Origin of the sequence: Sphingomonas daechungensis, from assembly GCF_039543105.1 — a bacterium.
GTDB lineage: Bacteria > Pseudomonadota > Alphaproteobacteria > Sphingomonadales > Sphingomonadaceae > Sphingomicrobium > Sphingomicrobium daechungense.
Map to the genome: position 1 here is coordinate 2092963 of NZ_BAABJC010000001.1, position 22905 is coordinate 2115867.

At 62.0% G+C, this 22905-nt stretch carries 25 protein-coding genes and 2 tRNA genes; 13 read left to right on the forward strand and 14 right to left on the reverse strand.

Going from position 1 to position 22905, the window contains the following annotated elements:
• Positions 1-73 precede the first annotated feature (73 nt).
• The 3 genes from ABD928_RS10980 to ABD928_RS10990 all read left to right on the forward strand — a co-directional run bounded on the left by ABD928_RS10980 (position 74) and on the right by ABD928_RS10990 (position 1637).
• On the forward strand, positions 74-247 hold the full coding sequence (locus ABD928_RS10980) for a DUF465 domain-containing protein (RefSeq protein WP_187715161.1): 174 nt from the start codon (positions 74-76) through the stop codon (positions 245-247).
• Between the two features lies 1 nt (position 248).
• The gene (locus tag ABD928_RS10985) at positions 249-509 is read left to right on the forward strand and encodes a TFIIB-type zinc ribbon-containing protein (RefSeq protein WP_187715160.1); all 261 of its coding nucleotides are present in this window, start codon (positions 249-251) and stop codon (positions 507-509) included.
• Between the two features lie 129 nt (positions 510-638).
• Positions 639-1637, forward strand: a complete 999-nt coding sequence (locus tag ABD928_RS10990) for a TerC family protein (protein ID WP_187715159.1) — start codon at positions 639-641, stop codon at positions 1635-1637.
• Between the two features lie 393 nt (positions 1638-2030).
• Here ABD928_RS10990 and ABD928_RS10995 read toward each other — a convergent pair.
• The 4 genes from ABD928_RS10995 to ABD928_RS11010 form a co-directional block, all read right to left on the reverse strand.
• Positions 2031-2116 (reverse strand) — tRNA-Tyr (locus tag ABD928_RS10995).
• Between the two features lie 76 nt (positions 2117-2192).
• Positions 2193-2266 (reverse strand) — tRNA-Gly (locus ABD928_RS11000).
• A 53-nt stretch (positions 2267-2319) separates the two neighbouring features.
• The gene (locus ABD928_RS11005) at positions 2320-3648 is read right to left on the reverse strand and encodes an outer membrane protein assembly factor BamB family protein (protein WP_345168719.1); all 1329 of its coding nucleotides are present in this window, start codon (positions 3646-3648) and stop codon (positions 2320-2322) included.
• A 10-nt stretch (positions 3649-3658) separates the two neighbouring features.
• On the reverse strand, positions 3659-4441 hold the full coding sequence (locus tag ABD928_RS11010; RefSeq protein WP_345168722.1) for a tetratricopeptide repeat protein: 783 nt from the start codon (positions 4439-4441) through the stop codon (positions 3659-3661).
• Between the two features lie 83 nt (positions 4442-4524).
• On the opposite strand from ABD928_RS11010, the gene ABD928_RS11015 reads away from it, so the two are divergent.
• Positions 4525-5628, forward strand: coding sequence for an SGNH/GDSL hydrolase family protein (locus ABD928_RS11015; protein ID WP_345168725.1), 1104 nt, complete (start codon positions 4525-4527; stop codon positions 5626-5628).
• Here ABD928_RS11015 and panB read toward each other — a convergent pair.
• Together panB and ABD928_RS11025 are read right to left on the reverse strand one after the other, a co-directional pair.
• Positions 5625-6497 carry a 3-methyl-2-oxobutanoate hydroxymethyltransferase gene (gene panB, locus ABD928_RS11020; RefSeq protein ID WP_345168728.1) on the reverse strand — a complete coding sequence of 291 codons (873 nt, stop codon included), beginning with the start codon at positions 6495-6497 and terminating at the stop codon, positions 5625-5627. The genes ABD928_RS11015 and panB overlap by 4 nt on opposite strands.
• Positions 6498-6522: 25 nt before the next feature.
• Positions 6523-6954 carry a hypothetical protein gene (locus tag ABD928_RS11025; RefSeq protein WP_187715158.1) on the reverse strand — a complete coding sequence of 144 codons (432 nt, stop codon included), beginning with the start codon at positions 6952-6954 and terminating at the stop codon, positions 6523-6525.
• A gap of 94 nt (positions 6955-7048) precedes the next feature.
• On the opposite strand from ABD928_RS11025, the gene ABD928_RS11030 reads away from it, so the two are divergent.
• Complete coding sequence (locus ABD928_RS11030) at positions 7049-7459, forward strand: low affinity iron permease family protein (RefSeq protein ID WP_187715772.1); 411 nt, start codon at positions 7049-7051, stop codon at positions 7457-7459.
• A gap of 130 nt (positions 7460-7589) precedes the next feature.
• On the forward strand, positions 7590-9503 hold the full coding sequence (locus tag ABD928_RS11035; protein ID WP_425569739.1) for a hybrid sensor histidine kinase/response regulator: 1914 nt from the start codon (positions 7590-7592) through the stop codon (positions 9501-9503).
• Here the strand turns inward: ABD928_RS11035 and ppa are convergent.
• The 3 genes from ppa to ABD928_RS11050 are packed head-to-tail and all read right to left on the reverse strand — an operon-like array spanning position 9466 to position 10867.
• Positions 9466-10011, reverse strand: coding sequence for an inorganic diphosphatase (gene ppa, locus ABD928_RS11040; protein ID WP_345168735.1), 546 nt, complete (start codon positions 10009-10011; stop codon positions 9466-9468). The genes ABD928_RS11035 and ppa overlap by 38 nt on opposite strands.
• A complete protein-coding gene (crcB, locus tag ABD928_RS11045) occupies positions 10008-10391 on the reverse strand; it encodes a fluoride efflux transporter CrcB (RefSeq protein WP_187715157.1) in 384 nt (127 codons plus the stop codon). The genes ppa and crcB overlap by 4 nt, the downstream gene beginning before the upstream one ends.
• Entirely contained in the window at positions 10391-10867 is a 477-nt protein-coding gene (locus ABD928_RS11050; protein WP_345168739.1) for a DMT family transporter, read from the reverse strand. Before ABD928_RS11050 ends, crcB begins: the two co-directional genes overlap by 1 nt.
• 112 nt (positions 10868-10979) lie before the next feature.
• Here ABD928_RS11050 and rplQ point away from each other — a divergent pair, with 112 nt between their 5' ends.
• Positions 10980-11399: a 50S ribosomal protein L17 gene (rplQ, locus tag ABD928_RS11055; protein ID WP_187715156.1), complete on the forward strand. Its 420-nt coding sequence runs from the start codon at positions 10980-10982 to the stop codon at positions 11397-11399.
• Between the two features lie 71 nt (positions 11400-11470).
• On the opposite strand, the gene ABD928_RS11060 is transcribed toward rplQ, so the two are convergent.
• Positions 11471-12121 (reverse strand): PEPxxWA-CTERM sorting domain-containing protein, encoded by a 651-nt coding sequence (locus ABD928_RS11060; protein WP_345168743.1) that lies wholly within the window; start codon positions 12119-12121, stop codon positions 11471-11473.
• A gap of 139 nt (positions 12122-12260) precedes the next feature.
• Positions 12261-13109, reverse strand: coding sequence for a bestrophin-like domain (locus tag ABD928_RS11065; protein ID WP_187715154.1), 849 nt, complete (start codon positions 13107-13109; stop codon positions 12261-12263).
• Between the two features lie 225 nt (positions 13110-13334).
• On the opposite strand from ABD928_RS11065, the gene ABD928_RS11070 reads away from it, so the two are divergent.
• Positions 13335-15464: a prolyl oligopeptidase family serine peptidase gene (locus tag ABD928_RS11070; protein WP_425569720.1), complete on the forward strand. Its 2130-nt coding sequence runs from the start codon at positions 13335-13337 to the stop codon at positions 15462-15464.
• A gap of 261 nt (positions 15465-15725) precedes the next feature.
• Here ABD928_RS11070 and ABD928_RS11075 read toward each other — a convergent pair whose 3' ends face one another.
• Positions 15726-16445: a Crp/Fnr family transcriptional regulator gene (locus tag ABD928_RS11075; protein WP_187715152.1), complete on the reverse strand. Its 720-nt coding sequence runs from the start codon at positions 16443-16445 to the stop codon at positions 15726-15728.
• A 351-nt stretch (positions 16446-16796) separates the two neighbouring features.
• On the opposite strand from ABD928_RS11075, the gene ABD928_RS11080 reads away from it, so the two are divergent.
• The 3 genes from ABD928_RS11080 (at position 16797) to ABD928_RS11090 (ending at position 18849) form a co-directional block, all read left to right on the forward strand.
• Positions 16797-17528: a Crp/Fnr family transcriptional regulator gene (locus tag ABD928_RS11080; RefSeq protein ID WP_187715151.1), complete on the forward strand. Its 732-nt coding sequence runs from the start codon at positions 16797-16799 to the stop codon at positions 17526-17528.
• A gap of 114 nt (positions 17529-17642) precedes the next feature.
• Positions 17643-18221 carry a hypothetical protein gene (locus ABD928_RS11085; protein WP_345168749.1) on the forward strand — a complete coding sequence of 193 codons (579 nt, stop codon included), beginning with the start codon at positions 17643-17645 and terminating at the stop codon, positions 18219-18221.
• Positions 18222-18354: 133 nt separating this feature from the next.
• Entirely contained in the window at positions 18355-18849 is a 495-nt protein-coding gene (locus tag ABD928_RS11090) for a hypothetical protein (RefSeq protein ID WP_187715149.1), read from the forward strand.
• A gap of 44 nt (positions 18850-18893) precedes the next feature.
• Here ABD928_RS11090 and ABD928_RS11095 read toward each other — a convergent pair whose 3' ends face one another.
• Positions 18894-19391, reverse strand: a complete 498-nt coding sequence (locus tag ABD928_RS11095; protein WP_345168751.1) for an SRPBCC family protein — start codon at positions 19389-19391, stop codon at positions 18894-18896.
• Entirely contained in the window at positions 19388-19732 is a 345-nt protein-coding gene (locus ABD928_RS11100; protein WP_187715148.1) for an ArsR/SmtB family transcription factor, read from the reverse strand. The genes ABD928_RS11095 and ABD928_RS11100 overlap by 4 nt, the downstream gene beginning before the upstream one ends.
• Positions 19733-19823: 91 nt before the next feature.
• On the opposite strand from ABD928_RS11100, the gene guaA reads away from it, so the two are divergent.
• Together guaA and ABD928_RS11110 are read left to right on the forward strand one after the other, a co-directional pair.
• A complete protein-coding gene (guaA, locus tag ABD928_RS11105) occupies positions 19824-21383 on the forward strand; it encodes a glutamine-hydrolyzing GMP synthase (protein ID WP_187715147.1) in 1560 nt (519 codons plus the stop codon).
• Positions 21374-22876, forward strand: coding sequence for a M28 family peptidase (locus ABD928_RS11110; protein WP_345168756.1), 1503 nt, complete (start codon positions 21374-21376; stop codon positions 22874-22876). Before guaA ends, ABD928_RS11110 begins: the two co-directional genes overlap by 10 nt.
• Positions 22877-22905 lie beyond the last annotated feature (29 nt).

The following is a 22905-nucleotide window of genomic DNA, read 5'->3' on the forward strand; positions in this document are numbered from 1 at the left end:
TAGGCTGTCAGCACTTCCCAAAGCACTGCCGGGTCTCCGATCAAACCTTGGTTTGAGCAAAGAGGAGACATCTATGCGTTCGCGTTTGTATAGCCTGCTCGAGGCGCACCAGCGCATCGACGGGCAACTGCGTTTCGAACAGCAACGCCGCTGGAAGGACTGGTTGAGGATCTCGCAGCTTAAGAAGCTCAAGCTGCCCGTGAAGGACCTGATCCATCGGCAGACGCTTCAGGCGGGGAGGGCTTGAGATGCAGTGCCCCGTTTGTGCGACCCAGCTGACCATGTCCGAACGGCAAGGTATCGAAATTGACTATTGTCCGTCCTGCCGCGGCGTGTGGCTCGATCGCGGCGAACTCGACAAGATCATTCAGCGAAGCGGCGCCGCAAGCGATGCACCCCCGCAAGCTGTTGTGCCCTATGGTCATGATCGGCATTGGGATGATGATCGTTATCAAGGCCGGCGCCACGGCAAGCGACGCAAGAGCTTCCTGGAGGAGCTGTTTGACTGACCGGTAAGCGCCCACCTCCGGCTGGAGGTGGCGCTGCCTTTTCATCCCATCCGGGCCCCTCTGGCGGACGACAGTCCGTGATGTCGGACGGGAACGCTCCTTCAAGGAGCGCTGACAAAGGGACCTGCAATGGAATTTCTGTTCTTCGACTGGCTCGGTAAGCCGCTCTGGATGTGGCTCGGCTTCATCGGCGTGGTCATCACCCTGCTCGTGCTCGACCTCGGTGTGCTGCACCGCAAGCAACGGGAGATCGGCGCGCGCGAAAGCATTATCATGTCTGCGTTCTACATCCTGCTCGGTCTCGGCTTTGGCGGATGGGTGTGGTGGTACATGGGCCCGACCGCCGGCATGAACTACGTTACCGGCTTCGTCATCGAGAAGAGCCTTGCGATGGACAATGTGTTCGTCATCGCGATGATCTTCACCTACTTCGCCGTTCCGCGCGAATATCAGCATCGGGTGCTCTTCTGGGGCATTCTCGGCGTCATCGTACTTCGCGCAATCATGATCGGACTGGGCGCAACGATCGTCAGCCAGTTTGGCTGGGTGCTCTATATCTTCGCGGCGTTCTTGATCGTGACCGGCATCAAGATGTGGGTGTTCGCCGACAAGGAGTATGACGTCGGCTCATCGCCGGTTCTTCGGTGGGTCCGCAGGCGGTTCAATGTCACCGACCGCTTTCATGGAAACCGCTTTTGGGTTCGCCTGCCGTCGGCGGAGGGCCGAAGCGCGGATCTGTTCATGACGCCGCTGTTCCTGTCTCTCGCCATGGTCGAGGTCGTCGACGTAGTCTTCGCAGTCGACTCGGTCCCCGCCATCTTCGCGATCACGACGGACCCGTTCATCGTGTACACCTCGAACATCTTCGCCGTGCTCGGCCTGCGCGCGCTCTACTTTGCCCTCGCGGCAATGGTGCACCGGTTCCACTACCTGAAATACGCCTTGAGCGTGCTGTTGGTCTTTATCGGCTCTAAGATTTTCCTCGCAGACGCACTGGGCATCGCCAAGATTCCACCCCTCGTATCGCTGGCCGTCACCTTTGCGATCCTCTCGGCCGGCGTCGGCTACTCGCTTTGGAGGACCGGTGGGCGGCCTGAAGCCGACTCGCTGACTCCTGCGAAGAGCTGAACGAACCGTCTGGTCGCGAGGATTTCAGCGCCAGCCCGTCAGGAGGCCGCGGCGATGCTGATCGCGGATGCCTAGTGTCTTGCTTTGGGTCGAAAACGGTCGCGGCAGGTTTGGGTCGATACCTGCCATTAGGGCAGGGGGTGGTCGGATCTCTACATTGATGGGATCGGACAGCGGCGCGGAATCGCCACTCGAACGCTAACTGGAGATTTTCCGTAGCGAGGCCATTTTTGTGTATCGCCGTGTATCGGCGATGTATCACGGAGCCGACGGTACTCGACGGAAATTGACAGAAATCTGCGTTTTTTGATGTCGGTAAATGTTAGACCGATCCGTTGGGAGCAGCCCGCGGAAGTGCCGCAAAGAAATGGCCGAAATCGGCCATTGCGTGCGTGGTGGAGAGGGCTGGATTCGAACCAGCGTACGCTTGCGCGGGCAGATTTACAGTCTGCTGCCTTTAACCACTCGGCCACCTCTCCAGGTGCAGGCAGGCGCGCCATGTGGCGGCCAGTGACAAGAGTGTCAACGGTGCTGAAGCGCCGAGCTACCTTGTTTTGGAGCGGGTGAAGGGAATCGAACCCTCGTCGTAAGCTTGGAAGGCTTCTGCTCTACCATTGAGCTACACCCGCACCTGAGCGGAGGCGTCCCATGCCCCAGCGCTCGCACATCCGTCAACCGCCGCTTAGCGCCAGGCGCGAAGGCGTCCCTCGTCGTCAAGGATAAACATGGTGTTGTTGGCGACGACCGGCTGCAGGTGAACCCCGCCCTTCATGTTGGTCTGGCTCTGGAAGGCACCATTGCTAGGGTCGATGTTGATCAAGGCGCCCTCGGAGCTGGCGACGATCAACCGTCCACCGGCCAGGATCGGTCCGACGTAGGAAATCGGCCCCGCCTTCTTCTTCACGTTGCGGAATGCCGGCGCCTGCGCGATCCATCGGATCTTGCCGCTGGCGCGGTTGATGCAAATGATCTTGCCATCGTCGGTCACGACGAACACCCATTCACCGGCGACCCAGGGGGTCGAGATTCCGGCGATGTTCAGTTCCCACTGCCGCTGGCCGGTCAGCAGGTCGATTGCGACCATGCGGCCGCCCTGGCCGACCGCGAGGACCTGGCTGTTGTCGATCACCGGATCGGCATCGACGTCGGAAATCGAAGCGACGCTGGTTCGGATCGTCGTGCGCGCCAGCTGATCCTGCCAGACCAGGCGGCCGTTCTCATAACGGTACGCGTTGAGCTCGCCGGACGAGAAGCCAGCGACGACCGTCCCTTGGCCTACGGCAGGAGAGGCGGAGCCGAACACGCCCGCGATTTCCAGCGCGGCTGATTGCGACCAATCGGTCGCGCCATCCGCGGTCTTGAGAGCGTAGATCTGGTTGTCCTGGGTGATCACATAGAGAGAGTCCCCGACGACGGTGGGCGCTCCACGGATCGGGCCAGTCGGGTGGACCTGCCAGATAATCCCGCCGTTGCGCGCGTCCAGCGCGGCGACGTAGCCGAGCCCGTTGCTCGCGTAGATCTTGCCATTGTCGTAGGCGACGCCGCCGCCGAACAGCGACGCCGTATTGGTTTTCTCGAACCCGAACTGTGTGGACCAAGCGGTTGCGCCGGTCTGCGCATCGAAGGCACGGACAGTCGCCTGCGTGTCGATGGTATAGACGCGGCCGTCCCCGACGACCGCCGATGACGCCAGGCGCTGGCTGGTGCTGCCGCCCCGGCCGATCGAGACTTCCCAGGCCTGGCCGACCGACTGGCCGAGCGCGACATGTCCCATCGATTTCGAAGCATTTCCGCCAGACTGGCCCCATTCCGTGTTGGCGACGGGATCCGGAATGGTGAACGGCTGTGCAGCGGTCGCATCGTCGACCGCGACATCCTGCTCGGTCGCGAGGACAGCGACCCGCTCGCCCACGACGGGCGTCTTGGGCGCGCCTTTCTTGAAGATTCCGCATCCGCTGGCTGCCAGTGCAGCAAGCGTCAACACAACGAGCTTCGTCCGAACTGCCTTCATATCGTCAATCCTATTGCTGCACCGGGGGCATCGACGCGCTTGCGTCCACCCCAAGAGTGCCCGCGACCTGGACGGCGCGTGCGCGAATGGAACCTGGAACCTGTGTATCGGCGGCGACTGCGGCGAACATGCGGCCTGCCTCCGCGCGCTTGCCCTGTTTGAGTAAAGCGAGGGCGGTCATTTCGCCGGCACTGCCGAACCAGGGATTGCCGGCCTTGGCCAACGGCGCCATGCGGGCGATGACTTCGTCCGGTTTGATTGTGTCGAACTCCAGCGCGGTGAGGCGGATATTGCCTGCATCGCGGTAAGCATCCGGCAGACCCTTGTCGTTCACGATCTCGCGATACTTGGCGACGGCTGCGGTGCGATCGTTCTTCTCCAGCGACAGCGCTGCGCTGGTGAATAGCGCCGTCGCGCGGACGATGTCGTTGCCGGACTTCTCCAGCTTTTCCACGCGTTGCGGGACGGTCTGCCGCTTGTTTTGCGCGATGTCGTTGAAGATGGCGTGAAGCTGTTCCGACTCTTCGGCCGCCTTCTTGTTCTGGTACTGCTCCCAGTAAATCCAGCCACCGGCGGCGGCGAGGAACAGGATCACCGCGAGTGCGATCCACTTGGCATTCTTCTGGAAGAAGTCCTGAAGCCGGTCGCGCCGAAGATTCTCGTCGACTTCCCTAAGAAAAGTGTCGTTGCTGTCCGTCGGAACCGCCAAGACCTGCCTCAAATCGAAGATACGGGGATAAAAATGCCGACCGCTCCCTTCCTCACTAAAGCTGAACGGAAGCTGGCGGTGCATCGTCTAGCGGCTGAAAAGCCAAAGGCAAAGGGGTGGCCTTCGGGCAATTGATCGGACTAGTCCGGCGGCGAAGAGGATTGTTGATGGCGGGTCTTCGTATTGCTGTTTCCCTGCTTCTCCTTGCCACGGCATGCTCGGCGCAATCGGGGCCGCGTGTCGCCCCGGTCGAAGGCCAACTGCGCAAGGATCTGCACGTCCTGCCGATGCATGTTGGAGGGCGTGCCGTGCTTCGCGAGAACGAGGTCCTGCGACAGTGGCCCGGTACGTATTTCGAGACTGCTTTCAACGGGACCGAAATCTATTTCCGTGTGGGGGAAGGCGAACAGAAATTGCACGTCCGCCTGGACGGGCAGGTCATCCAAACGCTGATGCGGCCTGCCGCCGGGCTCTATGCGTTGACGGGCCTGGCGAAAGGTCCGCATCGACTTGCCGTCGAGGTCGCAAGCGAGAGCCAGGCCGGGCCGACCGCCTTCGGCGGTTTCTTTGCGCCCGCGTCGACCAAAGCATCCAATTGGCCAGCCCGGACCCGCCAGATCGAGTTCATCGGCGATTCCCACACCGTAGGTTACGGCAACACCTCCGCCACGCGACAGTGCACGGAGCAAGAGGTGTGGGAGACCACGGATACGTCCCATGCCTTCGGTCCGATCCTCGCCCGGCGCTACGCGGCCGACTACGAGGTCAACGCAATTTCGGGACGAGGCGTGGTCCGAAGCTACGACGGGGCCGCCGTCGATAGCCTGCCGACAATCTACCCGTACGTCCTCTTCAATCGCGATAAGCTTGCTCGCGATGCGACGTGGCAGCCGAGCCTGATCGTCATCTCCCTCGGCACCAACGACTTCTCGACCCAGCTTCATCCCGACGAGAAATGGCGCTCACGAAAGGAGCTGAGCGCCGATTTCCGAAGCTCCTACGTCGCGTTCGTCAAGCGCCTGCGAGCCGCGAATCCGGACGCCCAGTTCGTCGTGTGGACGACGGATGCTGCGAACGGGGAGATTGCTGCCGAGGTCCGCAGCGCTGTCGAAGACCTCAAGGCCGCGGGCGAAAAGCGCATCGACTTCGTGGAGATCGCCGGCCTGGAATTCGGCGGCTGCAACTATCACCCGTCGGTGGCCGACGATCGCAGGATTGCTGAACGTCTCGCGGTCGTAGTCGACGCTCACGGGGATGTCTGGCGGAACTAGTCGCTCTTGGGGCGGTAGGTCTGATCAGCCGATGGAAAGGTCCGCGACCGGACCTCCTCAGCGTAGCTCCTTGCAGCGTTCGAGATTTGCTCGGCGAGGTTGTCGTAGCGCTTCACGAAACGCGGCGTGCGCTCGAACAGGCCGAGCATGTCGTCCGTCACGAGGATTTGTCCGTCGCAATCTGCCGATGCACCAATGCCGATGATCGGCGCCGCGACTTCGCGCGAGATCCGGGTCGCAAGCTCTTCCATCACCCCTTCGAGGACGATGCAGAATGCGCCGGCGTCCGAAATCGCCCGCGCATCGCCGAGGATCTTGGCCGCCTCGGCATCGCCGCGGCCACGAGCTCCGTAGCCGCCAAGCGTGTTCACGGCCTGGGGGGTGAGGCCGACATGGCCGACAACCGGAATGCCTCGCTCGGTCAGGAAGCGGACCGTCGGAGCCATGGCTTCGCCGCCTTCAAGCTTGATCGCCGCGCAACCGGTCTCCTTCATCACGCGGGAGCAGCTGGCAAAGGCTTGCTCCGGCGAGCCCTCGTAGGATCCGAACGGCATGTCGACGGCCACCAATGCATGCCAGCTGCCGCGAACGACCGCGGCACCATGCGCGATCATCATTTCGAGGGTCACAGGGATGGTCGAGGGCAAGCCGTAAATGACTTGCCCAAGGCTGTCGCCGACAAGGAGCAGGTCGCAATGCTCGTCGAGCAATTGCGCCATCCGCATCGTGTACGCCGTCAGCGCGACGATGGGCTGATCGGTCTTCCCCTCCACCTTGCGCGCGCGCAGCGATGGCGCGGTCACCCGCTTGCCGGGAACGGGCGTCGGGGTCGCGCGGCTCGTTGCCGTGTCGATGGTGAACGTGGACATGGAGCCGGCTTTTACCGGCGAGTTGTCAGACCAGCCAGCCCCGCTGCCGCGAATGGCGTGCGAACGACCAGATCGTGCCCGTGATCAGGATGATAATGACCGCCATTGCAATGTCATTCGTGGTCACGTTGTCGCGGATGGCCGGGACGGTCGCCAGCGGAACAAACGTAAAAACTGCCGCGACCAGGGACACAAGTAGAAGCGGCTCGGCGGTCTTTTTGCGGAGAAGCAGGAGGACAGCGCCGATCAACCCCACCCAGACCGCAATCGCATAGGCGGCAACTTGCCAGACGGGCCGGGCCAGAACGAGATTGCGTTGGTCGAGCGGCAGGCTCTGCGGATCGGTCGTCACATCGATGACGTATCCGGCGCAACCGATCGCCATGAATAGGATCGATGCGATTGCAGCGAACTTGAACCAGCCAGCGACCGGTCGAGGCGAGGTGGTTTCGTCCATGTGGCCCTCTTCGAAATGATCACGGACACTGCGCGCGGGATTGCTGTTTCGCAAGCGGTTCGGCACCATTTCGTTGCGAGTGCGTTACGGCGTCATGGAACGGTTCTTCGCGCGTGTTGCGACGAGTATTGCCACGGTCGCTGGTCAGCCACTGACCTTCCTCCTGGCTGTGGCTGTCATCATCGTCTGGGCAGTCACCGGTCCGATCTTTCATTTCTCGGATACGTGGCAGCTCATCATCAACACCGGGACCACGATCGTGACGTTCCTGATGGTGTTCCTGATCCAGAACGCGCAAAATCGTGACGCTGGAGCAATGCAGGCAAAACTGGACGAGTTGTTGCGCGCCGTTGCGGACGCGAGAGACCGCTTCATTGGAGTGGAGCATTTGACCGAGCGAGAGATTGAGATGATCCGTCGGGCGCTCGAACGAGAGGCGAAGGATCCGAACAGCAAGCCCGGCAGCGCCAAGGGAACTGTCGATCGGCTGCTTGACCGTTTCTAGGACATGAGCGGGGGGAGATTTCCTTTGAATCAGAGGCAATTGCTAATAAGTGACATTCCGGGGGCTGATGAATGCCGGCGCAGTTTGCCGGCGAGTTAGGAACAACTGCGTCTTGTCCAATCTCGAGAGTATGTCGGAGCAGCAGCGTTTCCAGCTGCTCATCCACTCGATCACCGACTACGCAATCTACATGCTCGACCCGACCGGTCTCGTGACGACCTGGAATCCGGGCGCGGAGCGATTCAAGGGCTACTCGGCCGATCAGATCATCGGTCATCACTTCTCTTTATTCTTCACGCCGGAAGATCGTGCAGCGGGTCTTCCGGCCAAGGCGCTCCGCACTGCGCTTGCGGAGGGGCGCTTCGAGGCTGAGGGATGGCGAGTGCGCAAGGATGGCACCCGCTTTTGGGCGAATGCCGTGCTCGATCCGGTGTTTGATACCGAAGGGCAGCACATCGGCTTCGCCAAGATCACTCGCGACATTACGGCGAAGCGTGAGCAGGAAAGAGCGCTTTACGAAAGCGAGCAAAGGTTCACGACCCTCGTCCAAGGCGTGCGCGACTACGCCATCTACATGCTCGACACCGATGGCCGCATTACCAACTGGAATAGCGGGGCCGAGGCGATCAAGGGCTATACGGCCGACGAAATCGTCGGTCAGCATTTCTCGCGTTTCTACACGGACGAAGATCGGGCTCGCGGCGAGCCGCAGTTTGCGCTGGAGACGGCGCTTCGCGAAGGCAAGTACGAACGCGAGGCGTGGCGCGTTCGCAAGGACGGTTCGCCGTTCTGGGCCAGCGTGGTGCTTGACCCCATCTTCGATGAGAGCGGCAAGCATGTCGGCTTCGCCAAGATCACCCGCGACATCACGGAGCGAAAGAAGGCCGAAGAGGAACTGGAAGATGCGAGAACCTCGCTGATTCAGTCGCAAAAGTTACAGGCGCTTGGTGAGCTTACCGGCGGCATCGCGCACGATTTCAATAACCTGATGACTGTCGTTGCGGGTTCGGCGGATTTCCTCCTGCGCAAGCCCGACCTGCCGGAAAACAAGCGCAAGCAATATCTCGAAGCGATCGCCGAGACCGCCGAGCGGGCGACGACCTTGACCAACCACCTGCTTGCCTTCGGCCGGCGCCAGCCGATCAAGCCCGAAGTTCTTGACCTCAACGTTCGTCTCGACGCGCTGGCGGAAGTGCTTTCGCGCACTCTCGGCAACAATGTTCACGTCGCGCTGGCGCTGACGTCGGACGATACTCGGGTGGAAATCGATGCGGCGCAGTTGGAGACGGCCATTCTCAACGCTGCGGTCAACGCGCGCGACGCCATGCCGGACGGCGGGACTCTAACCCTGGGGACGCGTCGCGTCGACGAGCAGGGTTCCGAATTCGTTGCGCTCGACGTGAGCGACACGGGCACGGGCATGTCCAAGCACGTCATCGAACGCGCGTTCGAACCTTTCTTCACGACCAAGGAAGTCGGCAAAGGCACCGGCCTTGGCTTGTCGCAGATCCACGGCTTCGCGGCGCAGGCCGGCGGCCGCGCCGAGATCAGGTCTCAGGAGGGCGAGGGGACAACCATCACCTTCCTCCTGCCCCGAACGGAGAAGAAGGCTGCAGCGGCGATCGCAACCTCGGAAGTCCATGATCTGCCCGAAGGGCTCACTGTCCTGCTGGTTGAGGACAATCCACAGGTTCGCGAGTTCGCAGAGGGCCTGTTGGTCGATCTGGGGTGCAGCGTCATCTCCGTGGATTCGGCCGAGCAGGCATTGGAATCCCTGGGCTCCGACGAGGTCGACCTGATCCTGTCGGACGTCGTCATGCCCGGAATGAGCGGCCTCGAACTCGCCCGCCGGGTCCGCGAGACCCGGCCAGGCATCCCGGTGCTGCTGGCCACCGGATACAGCAACGAAATCATGGAGCGCGGTTTCGAATGCGCCGTGCTTGGCAAGCCGTTCGGAGCGGCAGACCTGAGCAGGGCCATGTCCGCCCTGCTCATCGAAAGCGGGATTAGTCGACCGAAGACTTCTGCTGCTGCGCGCGGCTGATCGCTTCCGTCACGATCCGGCGCGCGTCCTCGGCATCGCCCCAATTGCCGATCCGCACCCACTTTTCCGACTCCAGGTCCTTATAGTGGGTGAAGAAGTGCTCGATCTGTTGCAGGATGATTGAGGGCAGGTCCTGCCGCTCCCCCACGTCCGCGTAATAAGGAAAGGTCGTGTCGACCGGCACGCAGATCAGCTTCTCGTCCCCGCCATGTTCGTCCTCGAGATTGAGCACGCCGATCGGCCGGGCGCGCACCACGCAGCCGGGAACGAACGGCGAGCGGGCGATCACCAGCGCGTCAAGCGGATCGCCATCGGGCGATAGAGTGTGCGGGACGAAGCCGTAGTTCGCCGGATAGCGCATCGGCGTGTGCAGGATGCGGTCGACGAACAAGGCGCCCGACTTCTTGTCGAACTCATATTTCACCGGCTCGCCGCCAACCGGCACCTCGATGACGACGTTCAGGCTTTCGGGCGGATTGTCGCCGACGGGAATCAAATCGATATTCAAGGGAGAGGTGCTCCGGTTCGAAAAAGGCTGAGGCCGACGAACAATGCCACGAGGCTCAGGATGACCGAACCCGCGACGTAGATGGCTGCCGACCAATATGCGTGGCGCTCCATTAGCAAAGCCGTGTCCAGACTAAAGGCCGAAAATGTCGTGAAGCCGCCCAGAATTCCGGTGGTTAGGAACAGGCGCATGTGCTGCGGGACACCGGTTCGGAACAGGAAATAGCCGGCGATAACGCCCATCGCGAGCGAACCGATGACATTCACGATCAGGGTTCCGTACGGGAAATCCACGCCGAACAGTCTCATCGAGGTCAGGTTCACCCCGTGACGGAGCGCTCCGCCGATGCCCGCACCGAGGAAAACGATCAAATAGCCCATCACCCTCTCCGTACCAGGACGGCTCCGACCAGAACGAGCAGCGCTCCGGCAATTCGCTCCACGCTGACCGGCTGGCGGGCCAAACCGAGCAGTCCGAAGTGGTCCATGATCAGCGCGGCGAAAATCTGACCGGCGACCGCTGCAGTCAACATGGTCGCCACGCCGATCCGCGGAGCGGCGAACGCGGCCATCGCGACGAAGAAGGCGCCGTAGAAGCCCCCAAGCCAGGCATACCAGGGGACCGACTTGAGTTCCGGAGCGAATACCCGGCCGCCGGTGATCGCCACCATGGCGCCGAGCGCAAGCATGCCGACCACGAAGGATATGAAAGCGGCAACAACCGGCGATCCCGATGCCTTGCCGAGGAGGGCGTTGGTAGGCGCCTGGATCGCGATGAAGATCCCCGCAATGACGGCTAGCGACAGGGGCAAGGCGGCTGCATTCATCCGGCGTTCCTCTTGACTTCCGCGAGCCATTCCGCTTGAGGGCGGCGCTCAGCGAAAGCAACGGGAAAAGGGGCGGCTCCCGCAAACAAGTCCGCCTGGCCGGGATTACCTCGTACGGGTCCCGAACGAACGGAGAAGAACCATGCGTCACCGCGTAGGCGGCCGTAAGCTGCAGCGTACCTCGAGCCACCGTGCGGCCCTGTTCCGCAACATGGCGGCAGCGCTGATCAAGCATGAGCAGATCACCACCACCACCGCGAAGGCGAAGGAGCTACGGCCCTACGTCGAGAAGCTTATCACGCTCGCCAAGCACGGCGGCCTCAGCAATCGCCGTCTCGCCCAGTCGCGCCTGATGGACGACGCTCAGCTCGTGAAGCTCTTCGACGTGCTCGCACCGCGCTATGCCGACCGTAACGGCGGTTACACGCGCATCATCAAGGCTGGCATCCGCGCCAGCGACGCCGCGCCGATCTCGATCATCGAGTTCGTCGATCGCGACGTTTCGGCCAAGGGCCAGGACAGCGGCCCGGTAATGACCGAGGAAGAGTTCGAAGCCGCCTGACGTCTTCGGACCACTGAATAGAAAAGGGCCGCGGAGTTCATCCGCGGCCCTTTTTGTTCGTGCAGCTATCTCTATGCGGCTCGCGGCAGCGACTTCCTGCGCGAACGCCGCATCGCGAAGCCCACAACCCCAAAGCCGAGGAGCGCCATGCCCCAGGTGGCGGGCTCGGGCACAGCGGTCGCCGGAGCAACCGTCGCACGAACGATCAGGTCGTCAAAATCGCCGTCCGGGCCCGCAAGTTGATCGTCGAAACCAAGGTAGAAGACCGACCATGGATCGCCGGAAACCGCATTCGCGCCCAAAAAGAGCGCAAGGCCGGGATCGCCGACGTTGGCCGAAAGCCCGCCGGAGCTGGTGAAGCCGAACAAGCCGGCGAGGTCGCCCGCAAGGAATGACGCGCTACCTACGGCAGTCGGCGATGCGAAGCTGTTCAGGAACGAGGTGAATTCCTGAAACGTCAGGCCCGACGCTTGGAAACCGTCGTCGAAACCGCTTTCGCTTCCGAGAACGTCGAAGGTGATGATCGAATCCTCGTCGAGGACGAGTGAAATCCCCGACGTTGCAACCTGGGTCAGGCCAAGGCTGCCAAGCTCCGTCGTGAAGTCATTCCCAGACGGAATGCCGGCTGGTGGATCGAACCCCACGATGACCGATGCACTGGCTGGGCCAGCACTCGTAATGAAGGCAACAGCCGCGACGATGGTTCTGGTGGTGAACCGCATGTGCCCGCTCCGATGAAAAGTGACGTCATGATTGACGATGAGCGAACAGGGACTTCGGAAGTTCGTTCCTCAAAATGAGCGATACTCGCGCGCGTTAATGACAAGTTGTGCTGACGACGCGGTGAGCGGGGGAACGGGTCTAGCGAGTTCGCGGTCCAGCCACCTCGTTGAAACGATCGAAAGATGCGGGTGGCCGTTCCTTCATAAAGGTCTGCACCTGGAGCATAGGTCGCTGGGACTCGATGATCCCGCCAGCCGTCGGGTGGTCGATATCGAAGACCAGCAGCAAAGCGATGCCGAACAGCAGGAGCAGAAACGCGGCGATCCTCCGTCCACCCTCGCCGGAGAGCGTGTAGCCGATCACTCCGGCGGCCATGAATTGGTAGAGAAGAAGGACGATGAACACCTCTGACGGCACATGCGCCATCCGGCTGGCCTGCCGCGCGGCATCCGTATCGATCAGCAGGTTCATCGATTCGAGGTACGAGCTGGAGAAATCATATGGCCGCATCGTGGGAAATGCCGCGACGGTTGCCGTCCACAGGTCGGCGATCAGCCCGTCGCTCCGTTGAAGCAAGGGCCTGACAGCCGGGCCTGGCTTGCTCGTCGCAAGCTCGATCCGGACATCGGTGTATTCGGACAGCAGCTTGCTGATCCGTGCCCGGTGCGGCTCTTCGAGCAGCTGGGTTCGGAGATATGTCGTCCCGATCGCATTGGCTTCTTCCAGCACCAGGTGGCGCCGGGTGTCGAAGCGATCGACGGCCATCGAAAACGTAAAGCCGATCAGCAGTGCCAATAGTCCCATGACCGACGACACCAGGAAGGTCTGCTGGCTGTCTTCTTCCTTCGTGGGTTTGCCATGACGCTTGTCGTGGCGTCGCCGCAGGTACGTTCCGACGACGGCTGCCACGAGCATGCCTCCGAGAGAGAGAATGGCCATGGTCCAGATCGGCGCCGTGTTGAGCCATTGTTCGACAACTGGCGGCATGCGGGTTCTCCACGCTCGTTCGCGGGAACACCGTGAGCGGTTCGGCTTGGAAGTGAATCGGGGAAATCCCCAATTGAGTGCGGTGGGGGCGGACTTTTTTCCGCAGTGCTTGAGATAGCAGCGCCGCGCCTGCTACCGGTTGCCGGCGCCGCCGATCATTGCGCGGGGGAGACATTCATGCGTCGGAGTTTCTACGTTGCTGCTTTGCTCACAAGTGCCTGTGCAATGACCCCCAGCCCGGAAGTCGAAGCTGCAGCCGCCGCTGATGCCGCGGCGATGGCCTCGCAGGCGGCAGACGCCCAGGCCGGGCTTGCCTACCCGCAGACACGGCGCACCGATCAGGTCGACCCGCGGTTCGGCGTTCAGGTCGCCGACCCCTATCGCTGGCTTGAGAACGACGTTCGCGAGGACAAGGAAGTGAAGGCCTGGGTCGATGCCCAGAATGCCGTCACCAACACGTTCCTGACGACGCTTCCGGGGCGCGAAGGCCTCGAAGCGCGCATCAAGCAGCTTTACGATTATGAGCGGTTCGGTGTGCCGGTGAAGAAGGGCGGTCATTACTTCTACGCCCACAATTCGGGGCTGCAGAACCAGTCCGTACTCTTCGTTCGCGACAGCCTGGACGGCGAAGGTCGCGTCCTCATCGATCCGAACAGCTGGTCGAAGGACGGCGCGACGGCGTTGGCCGAATGGTCGCCGAGCGAGGATGGCAAGTACCTGGTCTATTCGATCCAAGATGGCGGTTCGGATTGGCGGACGGTCAAGGTCATCGACGTCGCGACCGGCAAGGAGACCGGCGACGAGGTCAAGTGGGTCAAGTTCTCCGGCATGGAATGGACGAAGGACGGGTCCGGTTTCTTCTACACCCGCTTTCCGGAGCCGACCGCAGGGCAGGAGTTCCAGTCCACCAACCTCAACGCGAAGATCTACTTCCACAAGCTCGGCACGCCGCAGGCCGAGGATCGGCTGGTCTACGCGACACCGGAGAAGCCGACTTATGGCCATTATGCGACCGTCAGCGACGACGGCCGCTGGCTAGTCATTACCACGGCGGAAGGCACTGACGACCGCTACGAGGTGCACGCAATCGACCTGCGTGCCCGCGGCGCGAAGCCGAAGGCATTGATCACGGGGCTCGAAAACAATTGGAGCTTCATCGGTAACGAAGGATCGCGCTTCTTCTTCATCACCAACAAGGACGCTCCGAAGCTGAAGATCGTCGCGATGGACGTAGGTCGTGCCGGCAATCCGATCACTCCGGTCGTCGGAGAGCAGGACTCGACGCTGGACGGGGCCTCGATCGTCGGCGGCAAGCTGATCACATCTTATCTCGCCGACGCGAAATCGGCGATCAGCGTGCACAATTTGCAGGGCAAGAAGCTGACCGACGTGGACCTGCCCGGTATCGGCACGGCGAGCGGCTTCGGCGGCGATCTTGACGATCCCGAGACCTTCTTCGCCTTCACCAGCTTCAATCGCCCGACGACCATTTACCGCTATGATGTGAAGACCGGTCAGGCGTCGGCCTGGGCCGCGCCGAAGGTTGCGTTCAACCCGGACGACTATTCGGTTGAACAGGTCTTCTACAATTCGAAGGACGGCACCCGTGTGCCGATGTTCATCGTCCGCAAGAAGGGCACGACCGGCCCGGCACCGACACTGCTGTACGCCTACGGCGGGTTCAACGTGTCGCTCACGCCGAGCTTTTCCGCGACGCGGCTGGCGTGGCTTGAGAAGGGCGGTGTCTACGCGCTCGCCAACCTTCGCGGCGGGGGCGAATACGGCAAGGCGTGGCACGACGCCGGCCGCCTGGCGAACAAGCAGAACGTGTTCGACGATTTCATCGCCGCCGGTGAGTATCTGAAGGCGAATAATATCGCCTCACCGAAGGGTCTCGCAATCCAGGGCGGATCGAACGGTGGCTTGCTGATTGGCGCGGTCGTCAATCAGCGGCCGGACCTTTTCGATGCGGCGAATGCTGCGGTCGGCGTGATGGACATGCTGCGGTTCGATCGTTTCACGGCAGGCCGCTATTGGGTCGACGATTATGGCTATCCCAATAAGGAAGCGGACTTCAAAACGCTGCTGGCCTACTCACCCTACCATAACATCAAGACGGGTGTTCACTACCCGCCGATGCTGGTGACGACGGCCGACACCGACGATCGCGTCGTTCCGGGGCACAGCTTCAAGTACATCTCGGCGCTGCAGGCCGCCGATCCGAACGGCGAGCCGCACGTCATCCGGATCGAGACTCGCGCCGGTCATGGCTCCGGCAAGCCCACCGACAAGATTATCGAGGAAGCGTCGGACGTTCTCGCCTTCTTCGCGCACTACACCGGACTTCAACTCTGATCCTCAGCGGCTCCGGCTGGGGCTGACTTGGTGATGGTCGTCGTCTGCCACCAGGCGGGCGTAGGCTTGCGCGAGTTCCTGGTGCACCCGACGGGCATGCGGGCAGCCGGCGCTTTTTGCCGCCGCGCGCTCCGCACGCTCACGTGATCGATAATAATCGGAATCGTTGGCCATCATTCCCCGCTGTTAACCCGTTGAAACGTGGAGAAATTCGTGAGGTTTGCATGCGGGGAAAATCACATATGTAAGTCGCGCGCGATTTCAGCGGGGTCTCTTCTCGAGATAGAGATAGTCGTCATCGAATTCGCCCAGCGTTTTCAATGCCGGAAGATCGAGGATCTCGGCGCACCCGCGATCGAGCTTGATTAGCCCCTGCCGGCGCAGGCTCTGAAGCGTGCGATTGACGTGCACCGATGTCAGCCCAAGGCAGTCACCAAGCTCCTGTTGCGTCAACGGCATCTCGAAACTGTTGCCTTCGGTTTTTCCAACGATTCTCAGGCGGGTCAGCATCTCGCAGAACAGGTGTGCCATCCTCGATGGCGCGGTCCGCCGCCCTAGCGATACCGTCCACTCGCGATGGATCGCGGCGTCCACGTTGGTCATCAGCCAATAGACACGGGCGAGATGCGGATGCTTCTCGAGCATCACACGGAGTCGCTCATGCGGGAAAACGGCGTAACGGCAGGCGGTGATCGCCATGATGTTATGATCGAGGCGCTTCAGTGTGAAGCCATGCAGGTCGACGAAGTCCCCGCAGTATTGGAGCTCGCTGATTTGCTGGTGGCCACTGGCCATGGACGTCGTACGCGCCATCCATCCATCGAGCAGCAGCAGACTTTCGTGCAATTCCCGGCCGTGCCTGACAACGGTTGTGTCCGCCTCGGCCTCCCGCACTTCGAGCATGGCCGCGCGTATCGCAGCTTCTTCCTCGCAGCTGATATCGTCGCGAATCCGCAGCTTCTTGAGATGCGCCTCTAACATCTAGGGTCTGCAGCCAACGCTTTCCGGCAGATGGGTCATATCGAAACGTCCGATGCTCTCTCGGCGCCGAGATCGCGGTGACGACCCCAGCAGCATTTCGTGCCCGAAACTGTGGTGCGACAGGCCGAGCTTCGAGTCCAGTCCAGTCGGCGCAACTAGCGATCAGGGGTGCCAACCAGTTCCGCGAAACATCGGACAAACGCACTCGGAAGCCATCGAAGGCTCAGCTTCTATAATATGTTAGTGCAGTTGTTCGGCTCCCGCGCCTAAGGGCGGCCCCGGAGAGTCGAAGCTAAGGTGGGTAGTGCGTTTCGTTGATTGCTTTCGCGCGCGCCGGGGAGAGGCGAACGCGTGATTGGCCAGGCATTTTTGGACTACCTGACGCAGCTTGGAGAGTTGTGCGAGGAAGATCGCAACGCGATCCTGAAGGTCGACGGGGAGCGCAGGGCTTTCCGCCGACACGAAGACATTGCGAAGTCCGGCACGCAGCCCAGTTTCTCGGTCATTGTTGTAACCGGTTTCCTGCAACGTTACGTCAGCCGTCGCGACGGTTCGCGGCAGATCCACGCATTCTATCTGCCTGGCGATGCGCCCTCGCTGGAGTCGGTCCACCTCGATTGCCTGGACAGCAGCCTCAGCGCTGCCGCGCACAGCGAGGTGTTCCTGATTCCGATCGCCGATCTCGCCGATCTGATGCGCAATCGTCCCCGCGTGCAGGACCTCGTTTGGCGGTCCAGCCTGGTGCAGTCGGCGCAGTATCGCGAATGGCTCACCCGTAATTCGCGGCTCACAGCCGACGGCGCCATGGCGCACATGTTCTGCGAGATTTACAAGCGCGCGGATGCGGCGGGTCTCGTCGAAGGGAACAGCTGCGAAATGCCGCTGACGCAGGAGATGGTCGGCGACGCGCTCGGTCTCACCGGAGTCCACGTCAACCGAACGCTCCAGCACCTGCGCGAAACTGGTTATGTCGACCATCACCGGGGCCGGCTTTTCATGCACGACTTCGACCGGCTGGCTAACTTTGCCGACTTCGATCCGGCCTATCTGCGCCTCGGCAACGGGCGCCGTTCGTTAAACTAGCTGAACACCAGCAAACGACGCATTCAGAACAAGTGCAGTGCTGAAGCGTTAGGCAGGTCATAAGCTTGGCAGCGGTCTCTCTGCTGCAAGCGGGCTTGTTTAGGAGATGCTGAGATGAAAGCTCTTACGAAGATTCTCGCTGGCGGAGTCGGCCTCGCTGCTCTGGCAGGCGCCGCGCCTGCTGCCGCTCAATATTATCCGGCGCCAAATTACGGCTACGGTCAGAACCCGGTTGGCCAGATCATTGGCCAGATCCTGGGCTACGGGCGGTATCCCTACGGCAACTACGGCTACAACCAGTATTCGAACCAGTCCGGCGCCGTCGACCAATGTGCTCGTGCAGTCGAGGCCCGCCTGAACGGCTATCGCAACGGCTACTACGGCTATGGCAACGTCCCGTATCAAGGTGGCTACGGATACAACGGCTATAACGGGTACAACGGCTACAATAATTACAATGCCGGTGGGCGCGTTCAGGGTATCACCCGCGTCGATCGCAAGTCGTACGGTCTGAAAGTCTTCGGCGTCGCCAGCTCCGGCTACAACGGCTATCAGGGCTATGGCCAGCGCGGTTACGGTACCTACGGATACAATGCCGGTGCGGACCTTAGCTGGAACTGCGAAGTCCGCTACGACGGCCGCATCCGCGACATCGATATCAACCGCCGTACGGCCAATTGGCGGGGTTACTAAGCGTTAGCCTTCCGGGCTAATGACCAAGATGCGCCGGTGTCGAAAGGCACCGGCGCATATGGTATTGGGCCGCCCGCGGAACGATCGTTCGCGCTTTCGGGCCGTTTGAGCGGCCGCTGCAGGGAGGTGCTCCATGAAGACGAAGTTGCTGGTAGCGGCAGCAGGATGTGCAGCGTCGATCCAGCCGGCCGGGCCGGTGTTTGCCCAGCCCCAGAACAGCCACACCTACATGGAGCAGTCGTACAAGTACGGCCGCTACCCGTACGCAAACTACGGCTACAATCAGTATGGCGGCCAGGCGCGAGCGATCGACCAGTGCGCGCGAGCGGTCGAAGGCCGGCTGAATGGCTACAATTACAATTGGTACCAGGGGCAGAACTACAATCGCTATCGCCGCTACGGCAGGGTCGAGGGCATCACGCGCGTCGAACGCAAGAGCTATGGCTTCAGGGTTCTGGGTGTGGCCAGCTCCGGATGGAGTGGATACCAGGGCTGGAATCGACCCGGTTACGGCACATATGGCTATCACGCCGGTGTCGACCTGAAATGGGTTTGCAAGGTCCAGCCGAACGGTCGGATCAAGGAAGTCGACGTGGCCAAACGCCCCTATAACTGGCGCGGTTACTGAGGCAATGAGATGCGCGGGGGCCGCCGGCCCCCGCGCACCCTAACTCAGGCACTGACCTTCAGGGCCTTTGCAAATTCCTCCAGCTGGGCGGCGACGGTACCCCAGCCATCGTGGAAACCCATCTGTTCATGGGCCGCCTTGTCCTTTGCATCCTTGTGCAGGGCGACGGCGCGGTACGCGGTCTTGCCGTTGCCGGCATCTTCGAAGGTCACGATCGCTGTCATTGGAAAGCTCTCGCACCCTTCGCCGGTCTCGTTGGGGCGGAAGCCCGGGCCGAGAGCGCTGGTCCAGGTCAGCGTCTTGTTCTCAACCACTTCCAGCACGCAGCCGGGCGTTCCGTGACCGGTGTCGAAATCGTCCGGTCCGACCATGCGGATTCGGAACACGCCGCCGGGCCGGAGGTCGAGCTCGCATTCGGTGATCTGGTAAGGCTTGGGCGCGAACCACTGCTTCAGATGCTCGGGGTCCGTGTAGGCCGCCCACACCAGCTCCACCGGAGCGTCCAGGGTCCGCTCCAGCACCAGGTCATTCTCATTCGTCACTGGGTCACTCCATCATTCTTAAGAGTTGCAAGGTGCGCCTCGAAGCGGTCGAGCTGAGCCTCCCACTCGGTTCGCCGCTTGACGATCCACTCCTCAGCAGCGCCCAGCGCCTTCGGCTCGAGCTGGACGGTCCTGACGCGGCCCTTCTTCTCGGACCGTACCAGCCCGCTTTGTTCGAGCGCCTTCAGGTGCTGCATCACCGCCGGCAGGCTGATCGGCAGGGGCATCGCGAGCTCGGAGACCGATGCAGGCCCGCGGCTCAGCCGCGCCAGAATCCCGCGCCGGACCGGATCGGACAGGGCTTGGAAAGCCCTGTCGAGGGTGGCTGAATCGTTAAGCACACGCTTAAGTATCCTGCACGTGACCCCGTGTCAACAAACTTAAGCAACAGCTTAACTTTACTCGCGGCGACAGGCTCTCTATCGGCTCGCCATGACGGTCCAGCCCACCGAATCCATCCTCATCGTCGACTTCGGCAGCCAGGTGACGCAGCTCATCGCGCGGCGCATCCGCGAAGCCGGAGTCTATTCCGAAATCGTCCCCTTCAACGCCTCGGCGGAAGCCTTCGAGCGGATGCAGCCCAAGGGAGTCATCTTCTCCGGCGGCCCGTCGTCAGTGACCTGGGACGATGCGCCGAGCGCTCCGCAGGTCATTTTCGACAGCGGCCTGCCGTTGCTTGGCATCTGTTACGGGCAGCAGACGCTGCACCAGCAGCTCGGCGGACGCGTGGTTCCCTCTGACCAGCGCGAGTTCGGACGAGCCTACATCGATGTCGTCGCTCCATCCGCCTTGTTCGACGGCCTTTGGAACGTCGGCGAAAAGCACCAGGTCTGGATGAGCCACGGTGACCGCGTAGAAACGTTGGCACCAGGCTTCGAGGTCGTCGCCCGCTCGGAAGGCGCGCCTTACGCGATCGCCACGAACGAGGCCGAGAAGCGCTACAGCGTCATGTTTCACCCTGAGGTGGTTCACACGCCGGACGGTGGCAAGTTGCTCGCGAACTTCGCGCGGCACGTTTGCGGCTGCTCGGGCAACTGGACCATGGCCAGCTTCCGCGAGGCCAAGATCGCCGACATCCGGGGACAGGTCGGCAAGCGGCGCGTGATCTGCGGCCTGTCCGGCGGCGTCGACAGCGCAGTCGCCGCGGTCCTCATCCACGAGGCGATCGGCGAGCAGCTGACCTGCGTGTTCGTCGACCACGGATTGATGCGGGCAGGAGAGGCCGAACAGGTCGTCTCGCTGTTCCGCAACAGCTACAACATTCCGCTCGTCCACGTGGACGCCAGTCGCGACTTTCTCGGCGGGCTCGAGAGCGTCAGCGACCCCGAGAAGAAGCGCAAGTTCATCGGCGCGGAATTCATCAACGTCTTCGAGGAGGAGGCGAAGAAGATCGGCGGTGCCGATTTCCTTGCGCAGGGCACGCTCTACCCCGACGTCATCGAAAGCGTCAGCTTCACGGGTGGTCCTAGCGTCACCATCAAGAGCCACCACAATGTCGGCGGCCTACCCGAGCGGATGAATATGAAGCTGGTCGAGCCGTTGCGCGAGTTGTTCAAGGACGAGGTCCGCGAACTCGGTCGCGAACTAGGCCTGCCCGAAGCCTTCGTCGGCCGACATCCGTTCCCGGGCCCCGGCCTCGCCATTCGTATCCCCGGTGAAGTGACCAAGGACAAGTGCGACATCCTTCGCAAGGCGGACACGATCTACCTCGAAGAGATCCGCAACGCGGGCCTTTACGACGCGATCTGGCAGGCGTTCGCGGTGCTACTGCCGGTGCGCACTGTCGGCGTCATGGGCGACTATCGCACCTACGATTACGTCTGCGCTCTGCGCGCGGTGACCAGCGTCGACGGCATGACCGCTGACATCTATCCCTTCGACGCCGCATTTCTCAGCCGCGTGGCGACCCGCATCGTCAATGAGGTGCAAGGCATCAACCGCGTGGTCTACGATTACACGTCGAAGCCACCGGGAACGATCGAATGGGAGTGAAGCCCTGGCTCGCCGTTGGCACCTTGCTCGCCGTCGGCGCAGCCCCGACAGCGAAGCTCGACCCCGACACGGCGGCCTGGTGGAAGACGACCGCGCAACTGTCCAGCGACGCGATGGAAGGGCGCGACACGGGGTCGGCGGCCTATTTGCGCGCTGCGCGACTCGTCGCGTCGAAGTTCGAGGCATTGGGCCTTAAACCGGCGGGCGAAAATGGCGGCTGGTTCCAGTCCGTGCCGATGAACGAGATCTCGATCACGAGTGCAAGAGTTCGCATCGGCCAGCGTCCGCTCGTCTTTCTTCACGACCTGACGATCTCGCCCAACGACGCGACGCCCGCGCGGCTCGACGTGCCGTTGACGTATGCGGGATATTGCGGGGCCGGATCGCTCGGCGACGTCCGTGGACGCATCGTGATTTGCCACGGCACGCGCAAGCCCGGGTTACCGAATGCCGACGAACGGAATTCGGCGTTACGAGCAGCCGGCGCCATCGGTATGCTGACGATCGCGGATCCAGGCTTCACCGTCGAACCTCCGCGCTGGCCTTATGCCTATGCGCGTACGGTCAGGCTGGCGACGGACCCGCGTTCATCGCACGCCTTCGTGACGGGGACCCTGAATGCCGGGTCGCTCGGTAAGCTGCTCGTGGGCACTGGCAAGGACGCCGCCGCCTTGATTGCAGCCGGGAGCAAGGGGCAGCCACTGCCGAGCTTTGCGCTCCGAGACCGCCTGAGGGCCGATTTCAACATCCGACGCCGAGAGATTAGCTCGCCGAACGTCCTTGCACTTCTACCCGGCTCGGACCCGACGCTTGCCAACGAGGTGATATTCTTGTCAGCGCACCTCGACGGCTATGGCTATGGCGAGCCGGTCAAGGGCGACCGGCTCTACAACGGGACGCTAGACGATGCCGCCTACGTGGCGCTGCTAATCAGGCTGGCCGAGCGCAGGCGCGGACAGCCATTTCGCCGGCCGATCCTTTTTGCGGCTTACACCGGGGAAGAGAAAGGTCTGCTTGGTTCGCGCTGGTACGTCAGTCATCCGACGGTTCCGCTTTCGCATATCGCCGGCGTCATCAACCTGGACCAGTTGCGGCCGATTTTTCCGCTAGAGCTGCTCACGGTCCACGCGCTGAACGACACGACGCTCGGCGACGACGCACGCGCGGTGGCTGACAGCCTTGGCATAGAAGTTCAGACCGATTCGGAGCCGGAGCGAAACCTGTTGCGGCGCACCGACCATTGGCCCTTCCTGGAAGCTGGTATTCCGGCCACGAACTTCGTCTTCGGTTTCCGGCCGGGTTCGCGGAGCGAGCAGATCTACCGGCAATGGTACCGGGCGGGATATCACAGGCCGCAGGATGACCTGCGCCAGCAAATGGACTGGAAAGCGGCCGCCGATTTCAATCGCTTCTTTTACAAGCTGGTAGAGCGCGTGGCCGATCAGCCGGCGGCGCCGGCATGGAAGCCGGGAAGCACGCTGAAGCCACAATAACCGGCTTCGATAACGGCGATCTGACCCGG